Genomic DNA, 15552 nt, shown 5'->3' with positions numbered 1-15552 from the left:
TCCCCTGTAGGAGCGGCCTTGTGTCGCGATGGGCCGCAAAGCGGCCCCAAATTCTCAACCCTTATGCCAATGCCTCGCCAGCCCCCACCATCGGCTTATCAGCAACATCCCCGCGCACCTCACGCGCTACCTTCCACACCAACACCGCCGCGACGATATCGAACGCCGCCAGCACCACAAACAGCGGGCTATAGCCAATCTGCGTCACCAGCACCCCGAACACCAGGGTAAACGCCGCCGCGCCCAGGTAGCCGCACATGCCACCCATACCGGTCGCCGTCGCCACCTGGTCCTTGCTGAACGAGTCCGAGGTAATCGAGTACAGCGCCCCCGACAGCGTCTGGTGGGCAAAGCCGCCAATGCACAGCAGCAAAATCGCCGTGTACGGGCTTTCCACCAAGCCGATGCAGGCCGGGCCGATCATGCAACTGGCACCGAATACCAGCACCATCTTGCGTGAAGTGAACAGCGACACCTTGAAGTAGCGGTGGAACAGCGGGCTGAGATAGCCGCCCAACACACAGCCAATGTCGGCCGCCAGGAACGGCAACCAGGCGAACATCGCCACTTCCTTGATGTTCATGTGCCGCTCGGTCATCAGGTACAGCGGGATCCAGGCATTGAAGGTTTGCCAGGCCGGCTCGGAGAGGATCCGCGCCGAAGCAATGGCGTAGAAGTTGCGGGTTTTGAAAATGCGTTTCCACGCGCCCTTCTCGCGGGCCTCCTGTTTGAAGTGCGCTTCCTGCCCGGCGAGGATGTAGTCGCGCTCTTCATCGCTAAGGCGCTTCTGGTCGCGAGGGTGTTTGTACAGCAGCATCCACAGCAGGGTCCAGACGATGCCGGAAACGCCAACGATCACGAACGCCAGCTGCCAGCCACTGTGCAGAATCGCCCATACCACCAGCGGCGGCGCCAGCAAGGCGCCAAGCGACGAGCCGATGTTGAACCAGCCGATCGCCACCGAACGCTCCTTGGCCGGGAACCACTCGGTGGTGGCCTTGACCCCGGCCGGCAGGCCGGCGGCCTCGGTCATGCCCAGCAGCCCACGCATGAACGCCATGCTCTGCCAGCCGCTGGCCAGGGCCGCGCCGGCACAGGCCAGTGACCAGGCCATGGCGAATACGGCAAAGCCCAGCTTGGTGCCGATGAAGTCGATGAACCAGCCGGCAACCGGCTGCATGAGGGCGTAACAGATCTGCCAGGCAGCGACGATCTTGGCGTATTGCTCGGTACTGATGGAAAGGTCGGTCATCAGGGTGGGGGCAGCCACCGAGAGGGTGTTGCGGGCGAGGTAGTTGACGACGAGCCCAGCCGTGACAAGGCTGACCATCCACCAACGGATGCCTTTCATCTTCATGGTTCACCTGATTTTTTGTTTTTAGAGATGCGGGTGATTGGCGCAAAGGCCGGCAGGGGCTATTTGCGACAAAATATTTCAGACGAAAGAGTGCCACGTCATAGGTCGTCGTACAACACTTATTATTTCAGGATGTTTTTGCCCTTGTTGTACGACCTCAATCCAGCTGCTGGGCGCGAAGTGCCTGCGCCAGCATGTCGATGAACGCCCTGACCTTGGCTGAACCGTACTTGCTCTCGCGGTGCATCACATGAATCGGCCAAGGCGCCTCTTCGTACTCGGCCAGAATCACCTGCAACTGCCCGCTGGCCAGCTCTTCTGCCACCTGGTAAGACAACAAACGAGCAATCCCCAGCCCGCCGCTAGCGGCAGCGATTGCGCCATCGTTGCTGGTTACCGTCAGCCGCGGTTTCATGCGCACCAGGGTTGGCTCATCGGTCACCCCGAAGCGCCAGCCGGCACGCGGTGAAAGGTTGGTAGTACCGATCACGGCGTGGTCGGCCAGGTCCGACGGGTGCCTGGGCACGCCATGGCGCGCCAGGTACTCGGGCGAGGCACACAGCATGCGCCGCACCCTGCCCACGCGCAGCGCTTTCAACCCGGAATCGGGCAACGGGCCGATACGCACAGCGACATCCATGCCCTCCTCGACCATGTTCACCACGCGGTCGAGAAAATAAGCAGAGACATCGACTTCCGGGTACTGCTGCAGGTAGCGGACGATGCACGGCATGACGAACTTCTTGCCGAACAGGATCGGCGCGGTCACCGCCAGCTCGCCCTTGGGGGTGGCGTTGATACCGGCGGCGGCTTCGTTGGCTTCGTGAATACTGGCGAGGATATGCCGGGTGTCTTCCAGGTAGCGGCCACCTGCCTCGGTCAGGCGCACGCTGCGGGTGGTGCGCAGCAGCAGCTTGACCCCGAGCTGGTCTTCCAGGGCGCTGACGGCGCGGGTGACGGCGGCCGGGGAGATGTCCAGACGGCGCGACGCCGCGGCGAAGCTTTCCAGTTCGCCGACGGCGACGAACACCTTCATCAGGTGGATCTGGTCCATGCGGGCTCCTGGGGGCTATGAGGTACCGGGATTATCTTTGATCTGGGCATTTGGTGTCGCCTGTACCGGCCTATTCGCGGGTAAACCCGCTCCTACATTCAGAGGTGATCAATTGTAGGAGCGGGTTCACCCGCGAAGAGGCCAGCACAGGCAACTCAGGCATCCAGCACCAACACCTGCCCTCCCTCTTCCACCTTCGCTGGCACCGCGCAACAGATCAGCACTGAACCCGCCTCCGGCATCTCAGCCGGTGGATTGGGGTAATGCACCTGGCCGCTCACCAGCCGGGTCTTGCAGGTACCACACGAACCGCCCCGGCAACTGAACTCCGGCGCCAGCCCACGCGCCTCGGCCAGCTCCAGCAGCGTACCGCTGCCGGGTGCCCAGCGCGCCTCCTTGGCCGAAGCCGAAAAATACACCGGCACAGGCTCGCTGGCAGCCGGTGGCTGTTGCAGTGTGGGCCGGTCATCGTCGGTGTGGCGCCGCAGCGTCGACGGGCCAAAGGCTTCAGCATGGATGCGCGCATCCGGCACATGCACCGCGCGCAGCCCTTCGTACAGTTCCTGGGTAAAGCTACCCGGCCCGCACAGGTAGAAATCGTAGTCGTCCAGCGCCAGCGTTGCCTTGACCTGTTCGATGCCCAGCCGGCCAGCAAACTCATAGTCTTGCCCAGCCAGCGCATGGCGCTCCGGCTGGCTAAGAGCACGATGCACGCGCAGCATGCCAGCGGCCTGTTGCTGCAAGCTGTCCAGTTCATGACGGAACGGCAGGTCGGCCAGGCTGCGCGCGCCATGAAACAGATGAATGCGTCGCGCAGGCCCCGTGCTCACCTGCTCACGCAGCATGGCCAACAGCGGCGTAATACCAACACCTGCGCCGATCAACACCAGCGGCCGCGTGCTTTGCCGATCAAGCGTGAAGCTGCCCATGGGTGGCCGTACATTCAACACATCTCCGGCCACAACACGCTCATGCAGATACCGCGAAGCCGGCCCCTGCGCTTTGACGCTGATGCGCAGGTAGCCATCGGCGGGTGCACTGGACAGGCTGTAGGTGCGGATCTGCGCTGCCTCGCCATCACGCAGCACCTGCACGGGAAGGTGCTGGCCAGGCGCAAAGGCCACGCGGCTACCTGCTGGTGGTTCGAGATAGAACGAGCGGATATCACGGCTTTCCTGCTCCACCCGCAGCACACGCCAAGCCTGCCATTGACGCTGTTGCTGGCGCTGCTGCAAGCGCGCCTCGGCCTCGGCCCAGGTTCCGGTCAGCAGGCTGGTCGGCGCGTATTCCTTGAAGGCCCAGCGCAGGGACACCGCAGCCGGGCGCCACACCACCTGCTCAACCTGCAGGGTCCACAGCCGTTCAGCCCCTTCGAACGCCTGAATGGCCGGGCTGTCCAGCAGCACCTCGGCACGCCCGTAAAGTTGCAGCACATTACCGGTGCTGAAGTCGATGAACAGCAAGCCTGCCTGCGGGTTGACCAACAGGTTGCCCAGGGTGTTGAAGTGCAGGTTGCCTGCATAGTCCGGAATGGTCAGCCGATTGCCTTCGACCTTGACGAACCCGGGCCGCCCGCCTCGGTGGGAAACGTCAACCGAGCGCTGACCGTTGCCATGTTCGACATAGCTGGCGACGAAGAAGGTATCGGCGGCCTCGATCATGCTGATGGCCATGGCATCGAGTGTGGTTGCATCGACACGTCCCTGGCTGGGCTCAGCGACGCGGGTGTAGTCACGCAGCTGAATGTATTGCGGGCAGTTGCCGAACGATTGCTCCACGGTTACCTGCAACTGGCCTAGTGCAGTGTGCTGGATCTGCCCGTTGATACGGTTGCGCCGTCGAGTGTGCAGCTCGATGCCCAGCAGGCCGACCGCCTGCCCGGCGGCCAGCCCCGGGGTGGCGGGGTCGTCCGCAGCCAGCGTGGTGTCGATCATCAGTTGCCGAGGGTCCGGCGAGCTCACAAACCCCTCCGGCCCTTCCAGCAACGTCGCCCAAGGTCGGCCTTGGCTGTCTATGCTGGCGGCCACCATGAATGGCAACTGGTGATAAAAAATACGGTGCTGGTCGGGCATATGGTCACGAATGACCTTCTGCCCGAACGCCTCCATGCGCTCTGCTACACCGGCCTTTTCCTGCAAGGTTTTCTCGCCCGCATGCCAGGGCGAGGGGCGATGGTCCGGGGACTGTTGCATGGTGGCGTTCCTCGCGGTAGCGGGGGATCAGGCGCTGGTCTGCAGCCCGATCACGGTGCGTGGCATGGCGACGAAGCCCGGCAGTGCCTCGATTCGCGCCAGCCAGCTGCGCACGTTGGCGTAGGGTTCCAGCGACACGTTGCCTTCTGGCGCGTGGGCGATGTACGAGTAATTGGCGATGTCGGCGATGGTGGGGGTGTCGCCCGCCAGGAAGGGTGACCTGGCCAGCTCGGCATCGATCACCTTGAGCAGGGTGTGGGCGCGGCCGATCACCTCGTCGGTGTTGAAGGAAGCGCCGAAAACCGTGACCAGGCGGGCGGCAGCGGGGCCAAAGGCCAGCGGGCCGGCCGCAACGGAAAGCCAGCGTTGTACGCGGGCCGCAGCGGCAGGCTCTTCAGGCAGCCAGGTGCCGTTGTCGTACTTTTTTGCCAGGTAGACGAGAATTGCATTGGAATCGGCGATCACCGTGCCGTTGTCATCAATGACCGGCACCTGGCCGAACGGGTTGAGGGCGAGGAACTCCGGCTGCTTGTGCGCACCTTTGGCCAGGTCGACAAACACCAGTTCGGTGGGCAGTTTCAGCAGCGACAGCATCAGTTCGATGCGGTGGGCGTGGCCGGACTTGGGGAAGTTGTAGAGTTTGATCGGGGTCGACATGGGCTTGGCTCCTGGTCAGCACCGGAGTGGGCTGATGGAACACATGCTGCACTGGATCGGCGGGCAGCAGAATCCGTGCGGTGGGGAAACCATAATTTCGCCTGGAGCAATAATCACAAGTCCAATGTGGGTGCGAGGAGTAGCAGAAACAGTAATTGCCGCTGAAACGCCAATCTGCATAAAATGCAAGTAATTCTCAATAACGAACCTCTGCCCGCTCATGCTCCCGGACCGTGCCCCCCTCCAGCAGCTCTACCGCAGCCATCACACGTGGCTGCAGGGCTGGCTATACCGCCGGGTCAACGACCGCTGCGATGCGGCGGATCTCAGCCAGGACACCTTCGTCAAACTGCTTACCCATGCACCACCTGCCGAGTTGCGCGAACCACGCGCGTACCTGGCCACCATCGCCCGGCGCCTGCTGCTCAACCTCTATCGCCGTCGCTCACTGGAACAGGCCTACCTGGAAGCACTGGCGAACCTGCCTGAAGAGCAGGCCCCAAGCGCCGAGTATCAGGCGGCATTGCTGGAAGCGCTGCACGCCGTGGACCGGGTACTGGCACGCTTGCCGGGCAAGGCACGGCGTGCGTTCCTCATGGCGCAGGTGGAAGGCTTCAGCCAGGAACAGATCGCCGAGGAAATGGGCGTGAGCGTGCGCTCGGTGCAGCGTTGGCTGGTGCGTGCATTCGAGGAATGCATCGTGCTGGGCTCGGAGGGTTGGGCATGACCTCGCACGCAGTATCACGCCCCGTTGCCCAGCAGGCCGCGCGCTGGTTCCTGTGCCTGCAAGGTGGGGCCAGTGAAGACGAACGGCAGGCCTGTGCCGCATGGCGGGCAGCCGATAGCGAACACGAGCGGGCCTGGCAGCTGGCGACCCGCTTCAGTGCCCAGGTGCAATCGATCCCGCCCGATGTCGCCCGTGCGACGTTGCAGCGGCCTGCGGCATTGGGCCGGCGTGCAGCAGTGAAGGCGCTGACATCACTGGTGGTACTGGGCTCGCTGGGGGTGGCGCTGTCACGCACAGGGACGGTGGACACATTGCTGGCCGATGCCCGTACCGCCGTGGGCGAACAACGCCGGCTTACGCTCGACGACGGCACTGAGCTGCATTTGAACACCGACACTGCCGTGGACATTCGCTACAGCGCTGGCGAACGCCTGCTGGTACTACGCCGAGGCGAGCTGTATGTCAGCACCGGCAAGGACCCGCGGCCCATGCTGGTGCACTCGGCATGGGGCATGTTCCAACCGCTGGGGACGCGCTTTGCTGTGCGTCAGTACGAGCAACACGACGAATTGAAGGTACTGGAAGGCACGGTGGCGGCAACACCAAGGGCAGGCGCCACCCTGCGCATCGAGGCGGGAGAACAGGCGCTGGTCAGCGCTACCCGGGTGACGCGCCTCAACAATGCGCCGGCGAAGCTGGACTGGGTGGAAGGCATGCTGCGGGTCGAGCGTATGCCGTTGGTGGACTTTCTGGCAGAGCTGGGTCGCTACCGGCATGGCTGGGTGCGCTGTGCGCCGGAGGTGGCCCAATTGGAGATTTCCGGGGTGTACCAGCTGGCGGACAGTGACGCAGCGCTGCGGGCGCTGGCAATGGCCTTTCCGTTGCGGGTGAATTATCTGTCGCGGTATTGGGTGACCGTGGTACCGGCTGGGGCGTGAGGTGCTGCCTGAGGCCTCTTCGCGGGCATGCCCGCTCCCACAGGATTACCTCAGGTTCGCGTCCTGTGTAATCCCCTGTGGGAGCGGGTTTACCCGCGAAGAGGCCAGCGACCCCGAACCACAAAATGACCCTGTCGTGTTTTATCAGCCTCAGGTGTCCTCTTCCTGAAAACCACACCTTCAGCCCATCAGGAAGCCCCATGCATCTGCGCCTCACCTTGCTCGCCAGCTTCATTGCCTCGCCCCTCGCCTGGGCCGAGGACGATCGCCATTACGCCGTCCCCGCCGGCCCGCTTGGCCAGGCCCTGGCCGAGTTCGCCGCCCAGGCTGGCATAACCTTGCCGCTGGACCCGACCCTGCTCGGCGACCTGCAAAGCCCCGGCCTGCAAGGTGACGTCGGCACTGCCCAAGGTTTCGATCAGTTGCTGCGCGGCACCCACCTCGAAGCCGTGCCGCAAAGCGGCAACACTTACACCCTGCGGGCCAAGCCCACCTCCTCTGCCCTGCAGCTGGACTCGACCAACGTCAACGGCCTGCACGACCTGCGGCAGTCGGCCATCGGCCCGCTTCAAGGCTACAAGGCTTCACGCAGCAGTGTCGGCACCAAGACCGACGCAGCTCTGCGCGACATCCCGCAATCGATCCAGGTGGTGCCGCGCCAGGTTCTCGAAGACCAGCAGGCCAACAGCATGGCCGACGCCCTGAGCAACGTCAGCAGCATCCAGCGCGGCAACACCCATGGCGGCAGTGTGGAGAGCTTTATCGTGCGCGGCTTCCAGGGCACCACCTATGCCATCGACGGCGTGCTGACCAACTCGCTGACCGTGCGCCCGGAAATCCTCACCGACCTGGCCGGCGTGGAGCGCATCGAAGTGCTCAAGGGCCCGGCCTCGGTGCTGTATGGCCGTGGCAACCCGGGCGGGCTGATCAACGTGGTCACGCGCAAGCCGACGCTGGTGCCGGAAGCCCAGGTCAAGCTGCAGGCCGGGTCGTACGATTACCAGCGCGGCCAAGCCTGGGTCAGCGGCCCGCTGTCGGTCGAACGCGGCCTGGCCGGGAGCCTGGCCATGGCCTACCAGACCGAAGGCAGCTTTCGTGACCTGCACCGCGACAGCCACCGTCGGCATTTTGCCCCGACCCTGTCATGGAGCCTGGACGAGTACACCCGTATCGATATGGGCCTGGAATACACTGAGACCGATGCTCAGTACGACCGTGGCCTGCAGGTGATCGGCAATCGCGTGGACTCGCGGCACAAGGTGTTTCTCGAAGAACCCTGGTCACACAGTGACAGCGACAAGACTGCGGCGTGGCTCAAGCTGGAGCACGACCTGAACGATTGGCTGACCCTGCGTCAGGTCACCCGCTGGGACCAGTCGGACAAGACCATGCTCAACATCTCCCAGCGCACGCTGGAAAAGGACGGTTTCACCCTGACCCGCCGTGCCACCGATTTCGACGAAACCCAGCGCTCACTCAGTGCCCAGTTCGAAGCCGTTGCGCGCTTCACCACCGCAGGCCTTTCGCACCAGCTTCTGGCAGGCGTGGAATCGGTGACGGGCAGGCGCAGCGTGACCATGCTGCGCGCCGATGTCGCGCCGCTGAACATCTGGAACCCGGTACACGGCGCACAGCCTGGGCCGTTCCGCTTTGGCGAAGACTCGCGCTTCGATCAGGAGAGCTACGGGGTCTACCTGCAAGACCAGATTGACCTCCGCGAGCGCTGGAAACTGCTGCTGGGTGTGCGCCATGACCAGGTCAAACAGCGCAACCGCAATTACACGGCGACCGGCGATTACAGCGATATCGACATCGAGCCCTCCGATACCTCCCCGCGTGCCGGGCTGGTCTATCAACCCACCGAGCGTCTGGCGTTGTACCTCAGCTACAGCACCTCGTTCGCCCCGCAGAACCGCCTGACCCGCGACCGCAGCGTGCTCGACCCGGAGACCGGTGTGCAATACGAAATCGGGGCCAAGTACGACATCATCCCCGAGCGCCTGTCGGCGACGCTGGCGGCGTTCGAGATCCGCCGCAAGCACCTGGCGGCCAACGACCCCGTGGACAGCAGCTATTCGATCCAGACCGGTGAGCAGCGGGTGCGCGGGGTCGAGCTGGATGTCAGCGGCGAGATTCGTGACGGCTGGAACGTGATCGGCAATATCGCCGTGCTGGATGCCAAGCTGGTCGAGGACACGCGGTATGAGGAAGGCAACCGGCTGGAGGGGGTGCCGGTGCTCAGTGGTTCGCTATGGTCGACGTACCAGCTGCAGGATGGCCCGCTGCAGGGGCTTGGCTTTGGTGCCGGCGTGTTCTTCGCCGGCAAGCGCTACGGCGATCTGGCCAACAGCTACAGCGCCAGTGGTTACGGGCGGCTGGACTTGAGCGTGTTCAATGACTTTGATGAACACCTGCGGGTGTCGCTGAACGCGCGTAATGTGCTGGACAAGGACTACATCGAGACCATTTCCAGTGCGGGGAATTATGCGGGGGAACCGGCATCGCTGGTGGCGACGGTCAGCTTGGGATTCTGAGCGGGTTCTGCATGCGGCTGCGGGCCTCTTCGCGGGCAAGCCCGCTCCTACAAGGGTTGCGTCGTACCTGTGGGAGCGGGCTGGCCTGCGAAGAGGCCACCAGCCTCATGCAAATCCTTGATCAGTGCAGTTTCTTGAAATACCGGAACAACCCACGCGCAGCCTCGATCACCTGTGGCACGCAGGCCTGGATATCCTCTTCACTCATCTGGTCCAGTAGCTCGAAGTTATCTTCCAGCCCGTGCAGCGAAATGGCCTTGAGCAGTTGGTCCTGCTCTGCTGGCAACTCGCTCCAAGCGGCAATCTGAGTACCGCGCATGTAGCCGAAGCACCACTCTTCCATGACGATCACGGTGCCCTGCTCGCCTTCGCTTTCCTCGAACAGCGGCTCGAACTGGTCAACGTTGTCGTCCAAGGCCTCTTTCACTTGGCTGGCATAGCGCAGCATCAGCGCCACATAGGCCTCTTCATGCGCGGGCTTCTTGAACTTCGGCACCTTGCCGCCCGCCACTGCGGGTAACCAGTGTTCCGGGGTGACAGTGGATGGCGAGGTGGCCAGTGCAGTGAAAAAGCCGTTGAGCTCGGCCAGGTTGAGCACCGAGTAATCATTGCCGTAGGTGATCAGCAGGTCTTCGAGGCGATCGAGTTCTTTTTCGCTGAGAGCGGGGAGCATGGGGTGGCGATCCTGGGAGGCAAAAGTGTGTGCACCCTAGCACAGTAGTGGCCCAAGGGCTGCCCGCGCCAGGCGCAACGCGGGCAGATTGCTCAACGTGGCAACCAGCTATGCAACTGATGCTGCTTGCCAGCGCCGATCATCAGCCACAACAGGATGCGGCACTTGCGTGGGCACAATTGCCCAGCCATGTGTACGCCCCTGCGCTGCAGGTCGATCTCGCCACCGGCAAAACCGTAGGATGCCAAGGCTGTGGGACCACTGCCGGTGCGGGTGGCGACGATCACTGGCATGGCCGGTACGAGCGCATCCATCTCTTCGGCCCAGCAACTGGAGACATGCCCCGCGCCAAAACCGGCAATGACCAGCCCCTCGTAACCTAGCGAGGCAACAGCCTGCAACAAGCCAGTATCGGCGTCCAGGCAGGCCTCCAGCAGCGCAACGCGGTGGTCGGTGCGATGCGGAGGCGGGAGCACTTGCCGTCGATCAGGTGGTTGTCGGTATACCGCAACGCCCTCCACGACCTCACCCACCGGGCCACTTCCGGGCGACTCGAATGCGGCCAGGGCCAGACTGGCCGTTTTGCGTACCTTGGCGGCACAGTGAATCTGGTCATTCATGACCACCAGCACACCACGCCCGCGGCTGCCTTGAGCCAAGGCGACATGGACCGCCGCCAGCAGGTTGGCCGGGCCATCGTTGCCCGGCTGGCTGGCCGCGCGCATGGCACCGGTCATTATCAACGGTGCCTCGACGGGCCAGAGCAGATCGAGAAAACATGCCGTTTCCTCAAGGCTGTCGGTACCTTGGGTCAATATGACCGCCTGCGCTCCGCGCTCCACCTCACGCTGCGCCCACGCCAGCACATCGAGCAGCGCCGCAAAACCCAGCGAGGCGCTGGGCAGCAGCCCCAACGTGGCAACTTCAAGGTGTGCCATCTCGCGTAACAGCGGCACTTTGGCCAGTTGTTCCTCGCAGCCAAGCTTCGGCTTTACACCCGATCCGCCATCACTCACTTCCATGCTCACCGTTCCCCCCAGGCTGGCAATGGCCAGCCTGGGCAGGTTCGTTTGTCCCTTCATATACCACCTCCAGCAAGCACACCTACTAATGGCACAATGACCAGGGTACTGATGGCCATCGACATCACATTGCCAATATAGCCATGCATATAGGACGGTAAGCGCTGGGTGATGGCCACGGCCAACGGCGGTGCCATCAACGCCCCAAGCACTGCACTGGCCACGATCACTTGCCAACTACCGCCATGCGTCAGCACTGCGGCCGGAACGATCGAGACGATCGGAATGTACGTGGGGTACCACCCACGTATTTGCCACTGACGCCGCCAGAACACCACGCCGACCAATGACGCCAACGCCTGGCCGGTTATCATCGGTATCAGTAACAAGGAGCCATACGCCGGTGCAGCGGGGGCCAGCATGTAGGCCAGGCACGCGCCCAGCAGTAGCCCAAGGCTGGCCAGTTCATTGCCTAAAAATGGCGCCTCGCTGAAGTCTGCCAGTACTCGGCGCAAGGTCCAGATCACGCCATAATCGGACTGCTGCGCAACGGGCTCAGCGGCAATGGGTTGATGGCAGGGCCTGACCCAGGAAGGAAAGCGCCTGCACAACATGAACGCAACCAGGCTCGCCAGCGCCATGCCACCGACATTGCCGACCACCACCGGCAGTTGCAGCGGGTAGCACAGGTAATTGACCAACAGCAGGCTGGCAGGGGTAACCAGCAGTGCCCCCAGCAGCGCGCCGGTTATCGCCACCCGCCAGCCCGCGCCAAACAACAGCACCGTCGCAGCCGGCAACGACACGAACGCGACAAAGGTCGGTTGCCAACTGCCACTGGCCAGAGTCCAGCCCCATAACGCGTGGCTGAGTAGCAGGCCCAACAGCGAACTGGCAAACACCCATGGCCACAAGCCGCTGCCATAGCAGATGGCGAAACCCTGCCAACGGTAGCCACGCATATGGGCCCAATGCCCTATGCAGGCTCCAAGCAGCAATCCCAGAGCAGGCAATTCATGCTTGTAGAACGCCACTTCGCTGATATCACCGATTATCCAGCGCAAACGGCTCAGCGGCTGATCGAGGGTCGCGGCCAGTTGCGCGTAATCCGGCCAGTGGGCGTGTGCGAGGCTGGCAACCAGCAGTATCAGCAGGCAGGCAAAGATCAACAGCGGCAAACGTTGTCGGTTCGGAAAGTACAATGTGCTCATTGGCAACTCCTCAGCGCGGCATCGGGGTATGCAGGCGATAGCCAAGGGTTGCGTCGTAGAGGTCGGTACGCCGATCTCGCGGCAGGTCATTGAGGCTGTTCCAGATCGGCGCCGATCGTGCATGACTGAGGTCGACATCGGCATACACAATGCTCTCCTCCTCGGCGCTTGCCACCTCACCGATTGGCCAGCCATTGGTCCCGGCAATCAGTGAGCAGCCCAGGAAGCGCCCGCCCCTCTCCTCGCCGATACGGTTGGCGGCAGCGATATACACATTGTTTACATGTGCAGCCGTCATGGTCAGGTAGGAAGCCATGCAGCGCCCCGCTGTATCGAACAGCGGTGGTGGTGTCCATACCCAGTTGTTCAGGCTGCAGATGATGTCGGCGCCTTGTGCTGCCATCAACCGAGGCACCTCCGGGAACCAGATATCCCAGCAGATCAGCAAGCCGATGCGGCCAATCGGCGTCTCGAATACCGGGAAACCCAGGTTGCCAGGCGTGAACCAGAGCTTTTCCTGATTCCACAGGTGTGCCTTGCGATAGTGCCCAAGCAGGCCTTGGGGGCCGAACAACACGGCACTGTCGAAAAGCTTCAACCCTTCGCGTTCAGCGAAACCCGCAGCCAGGTAAACCTGGTGCTCCACGGCGAAGTCCGCCCAGGCTTGCAGGCTCCGCCCTTCCTCCAGCGTTTCGGCATGGGCATAGGCCTCGGCGCGGGATTGGAAGGTGTAGCCGGTGTTGGCCAGTTCGGGCAGCACAATCAAGTTGGCGCCTTCACGCGCGGCCCGCTCGGCCAATGCCAGGCCTCTGCTCAGGTTACCGTCGCAGTGCTCAAGCCCTACTTGAGGGTCGCACTGGATGACGGCGATGCGTACGGGGCTGACGGGTATGCAATGTTCAGACATGACGGCTTCCTTTTTATGGTTGTTGTGGAAGGGCGTCAGTAAAGCGGGCTTCAGTTGTGCGCTAACAGTCGGGCAGTTCCTATGGAGCAGAAGGGCAAGGCAGTTGTAGAAGTAGGAAATATCTCAGCAGAGTGCCCGTACGCTGCTATTTCCCAACTTGGTAATGAGGGTAATGGTCCAGGTTGAAGCCCCCATTGAACGTGGCGGCTGTATGGCTGCAGATATTGATGACAGCATCAAGCGCTGTCCGCAAACACGGCTCTGTCCAGCCGGCGTCAACAGAGAAGGACTCTCCAGCCAGATACAAGCCTGCACGAGCACCGAAATCGCGGTTGTACTTCATCAGGCTGAAGGCGTCGTAGTAGGTGCCTGCCCGATACAGTTTTGCGCAGCCCAGCGCGTTACGATCTGTCATCCAACTTTGTATGCGAATGTTGCCAGTATCGATACAGGGCGATATGGGCTCTGCCACATTGCTGCAACGCAGCAGAATGCGGTCGAGTTCCTTCACACATTTGTCGCCCAGTTCTTCATCAGAGAATGCCGCGAGCTTGGTTGCATCGTCTTCCCAGGTGTAGCTGAGAAGGATGCAGTCATCAGGGTAATGGTCGTTGTACCTGTAGGCGTAGACGTCGTGCACGAAACTGTCGGTGACCAGGATTTGCGGCATCGACGAGTTGCGGTCCAGGAAGCTTTTCTTCAGCGGGGCGTAGACCTTGCAGCTTGTCTCCCAATGGGCATGTTTCCAGGCATCAATGATCGTCTGCGGCAGGATCTGGCGGCTGAAGCCTTCGAGGCGGATATTGGTTTCGATCACCCAGGAGGGGATAGTCAAGATCACACTGTCGAAGTCCTGATAATCAATGTTGACCCGTGTGGGATCACTGCAGTGCCAACGGTAACCGACCCGTACACGACCACCTTCCAGCTTTTGCAGAGAACAAACGGAAGTGTCAGTCAGTAACCCATCGTCTCGATGCCGCAGGTGTTCATAGAGCGAGGTATCGGCCATGCCGGCATTGATAAACATCAGGCTTTCGTCCAACGCTGCAAGTCCAAGATAGGCTGGCCCTTGAAACATCAACCCTTTGCTGTCGGGTACGTCGCGGGCTTCCAGATACGGCGCAGCGTAAGGCATACCGTCCTGATCAACACGCCCGTGTACCAACTGTAAGTGGCTGCTGAAACCGAAGATGGCTGTACGCAATGGGTACAAGCAGCAGACATCGTAGAACGCCCCCCAGCTACCATCACCGATACCGATTGCATAGAAGATTGCCGACTCGTCGCTACTCATGCCCAAGCCGCCAAAATCACCTGGGTTGGCAGGGTCCCACGACGCCAGCGCAGGTAACCGCACCAGGTCTCTGAAAGACAACCGATGATAGCGCTCGACAATAGCCTGCCAGGTGAGCGCCCAATCTTGCGTGCCATAAACCGCCGCGATCTGCTCGGCGAATTGCTGCGCAAAATGACGCCATTTGTCGTGGACTTGCTGTAGCAGCGCAGTGGGAGGTGGTGTTGTTCCTTGCGAGTTTCGCCAGACAAGAAGCGTCGGGTCGCCTTCACCTTCCAATTGCCCATCTCGAAGATAGATGCCAGTTGCATTTACCCAAGGCGTACCGGGGTTTGGAAAGTTGGACAGCCGTAGCTCAAACAGATTCGCGTAATACGCCATAAGCGATCGACCATCTTTGGGCGATTCACCGGTCCTGTTGAAAAACGGCATACGCATGGCCCCCATTTCGAATGGGGTCACAGGCCGCTTATGATTGCCCCCGTTGTTGACCACAGTCAGATGGCGCCCACCTATGCGCCGAGATTGCTCGATCAATGTGATGTGCGTAAAGCCACAACGCAACAACTCTCGGGCTGCAGCCAAGCCGGTAACCCCTGCTCCAACGATACAGATCCGATGATCCGTCTGGGTCGCACGTGCAACTCCCCCTTCTTGCTCAATGAGACGACGATAGTCAAAGCAAAGATCCGGAGGGTTAGGGAAACGCGCGGCCCAAGGCTGCAGGGCCTGTGATGGCTTGATGGCCAGATCAGCAGGATGATTGTGCGATGAACCGATAGTCATGACTCACGTTCTCCATAGCGTGAAGAACGTGAGGATGCTCAATGACCAAGAGCATGAAGGGGTGGTTAACTACTACCCGTCAGCAGCCACAGGTTGGTGAGGAATCTGTGGCTGCTGATTGACTGGGAGTTGGACCGTTACGCTAGACCGCCAGCGCGCGCTCACGCAGCTCGCTGTTGAGGATGCGGTCGTTTTCG

The 15552-nt window shown here is 61.9% G+C and carries 12 protein-coding genes; 3 read left to right on the top strand and 9 right to left on the bottom strand.

All coding sequences use genetic code 11. From position 1 onward, the window contains the following. Positions 1 to 61: 61 nt before the first annotated feature. The 4 genes from IAE39_RS26100 to IAE39_RS26085 form a co-directional block, all read right to left on the bottom strand. Positions 62 to 1357, bottom strand: a complete 1296-nt coding sequence (locus IAE39_RS26100; RefSeq protein ID WP_201207380.1) for an MFS transporter — start codon at positions 1355 to 1357, stop codon at positions 62 to 64. Positions 1358 to 1514: 157 nt separating this feature from the next. Further along, positions 1515 to 2411: a LysR family transcriptional regulator gene (locus IAE39_RS26095; RefSeq protein ID WP_201207379.1), complete on the bottom strand. Its 897-nt coding sequence runs from the start codon at positions 2409 to 2411 to the stop codon at positions 1515 to 1517. A 155-nt stretch (positions 2412 to 2566) separates the two neighbouring features. Further along, entirely contained in the window at positions 2567 to 4603 is a 2037-nt protein-coding gene (locus IAE39_RS26090; RefSeq protein WP_201207378.1) for a pyridoxamine 5'-phosphate oxidase family protein, read from the bottom strand. A gap of 27 nt (positions 4604 to 4630) precedes the next feature. Then, positions 4631 to 5260 (bottom strand): glutathione S-transferase family protein, encoded by a 630-nt coding sequence (locus IAE39_RS26085; protein ID WP_201207377.1) that lies wholly within the window; start codon positions 5258 to 5260, stop codon positions 4631 to 4633. A gap of 220 nt (positions 5261 to 5480) precedes the next feature. Between IAE39_RS26085 and IAE39_RS26080 the strand changes: the two genes are divergently transcribed. The 3 genes from IAE39_RS26080 to IAE39_RS26070 all read left to right on the top strand — a co-directional run bounded on the left by IAE39_RS26080 (position 5481) and on the right by IAE39_RS26070 (position 9459). Then, on the top strand, positions 5481 to 5987 hold the full coding sequence (locus IAE39_RS26080) for a sigma-70 family RNA polymerase sigma factor (protein ID WP_201207376.1): 507 nt from the start codon (positions 5481 to 5483) through the stop codon (positions 5985 to 5987). Beyond that, positions 5984 to 6925, top strand: coding sequence for a FecR domain-containing protein (locus IAE39_RS26075; protein ID WP_201207375.1), 942 nt, complete (start codon positions 5984 to 5986; stop codon positions 6923 to 6925). Before IAE39_RS26080 ends, IAE39_RS26075 begins: the two co-directional genes overlap by 4 nt. Before the next feature lie 200 nt (positions 6926 to 7125). Continuing rightward, positions 7126 to 9459 (top strand): TonB-dependent siderophore receptor, encoded by a 2334-nt coding sequence (locus IAE39_RS26070; RefSeq protein ID WP_201207374.1) that lies wholly within the window; start codon positions 7126 to 7128, stop codon positions 9457 to 9459. 121 nt (positions 9460 to 9580) lie between these two features. Here IAE39_RS26070 and IAE39_RS26065 read toward each other — a convergent pair whose 3' ends face one another. The 5 genes from IAE39_RS26065 to IAE39_RS26045 all read right to left on the bottom strand — a co-directional run bounded on the left by IAE39_RS26065 (position 9581) and on the right by IAE39_RS26045 (position 15355). Further along, positions 9581 to 10132 carry a UPF0149 family protein gene (locus IAE39_RS26065; RefSeq protein WP_201207373.1) on the bottom strand — a complete coding sequence of 184 codons (552 nt, stop codon included), beginning with the start codon at positions 10130 to 10132 and terminating at the stop codon, positions 9581 to 9583. A gap of 92 nt (positions 10133 to 10224) precedes the next feature. After that, positions 10225 to 11214: an asparaginase gene (locus IAE39_RS26060; RefSeq protein WP_201207372.1), complete on the bottom strand. Its 990-nt coding sequence runs from the start codon at positions 11212 to 11214 to the stop codon at positions 10225 to 10227. Beyond that, positions 11211 to 12365, bottom strand: a complete 1155-nt coding sequence (locus tag IAE39_RS26055) for a hypothetical protein (RefSeq protein ID WP_201207371.1) — start codon at positions 12363 to 12365, stop codon at positions 11211 to 11213. The genes IAE39_RS26060 and IAE39_RS26055 overlap by 4 nt, the downstream gene beginning before the upstream one ends. A gap of 10 nt (positions 12366 to 12375) precedes the next feature. Continuing rightward, a complete protein-coding gene (locus IAE39_RS26050; protein WP_201207370.1) occupies positions 12376 to 13272 on the bottom strand; it encodes a nitrilase family protein in 897 nt (298 codons plus the stop codon). A 145-nt stretch (positions 13273 to 13417) separates the two neighbouring features. After that, positions 13418 to 15355 (bottom strand): flavin monoamine oxidase family protein, encoded by a 1938-nt coding sequence (locus tag IAE39_RS26045; protein WP_201207369.1) that lies wholly within the window; start codon positions 15353 to 15355, stop codon positions 13418 to 13420. Positions 15356 to 15552: the final 197 nt, after the last annotated feature.

Source organism: Pseudomonas sp. S37 (assembly GCF_016658545.1).
Classification (GTDB): Bacteria; Pseudomonadota; Gammaproteobacteria; order Pseudomonadales; family Pseudomonadaceae; genus Aquipseudomonas.
This window is presented reverse-complemented; position numbering and strand designations above follow the sequence as displayed.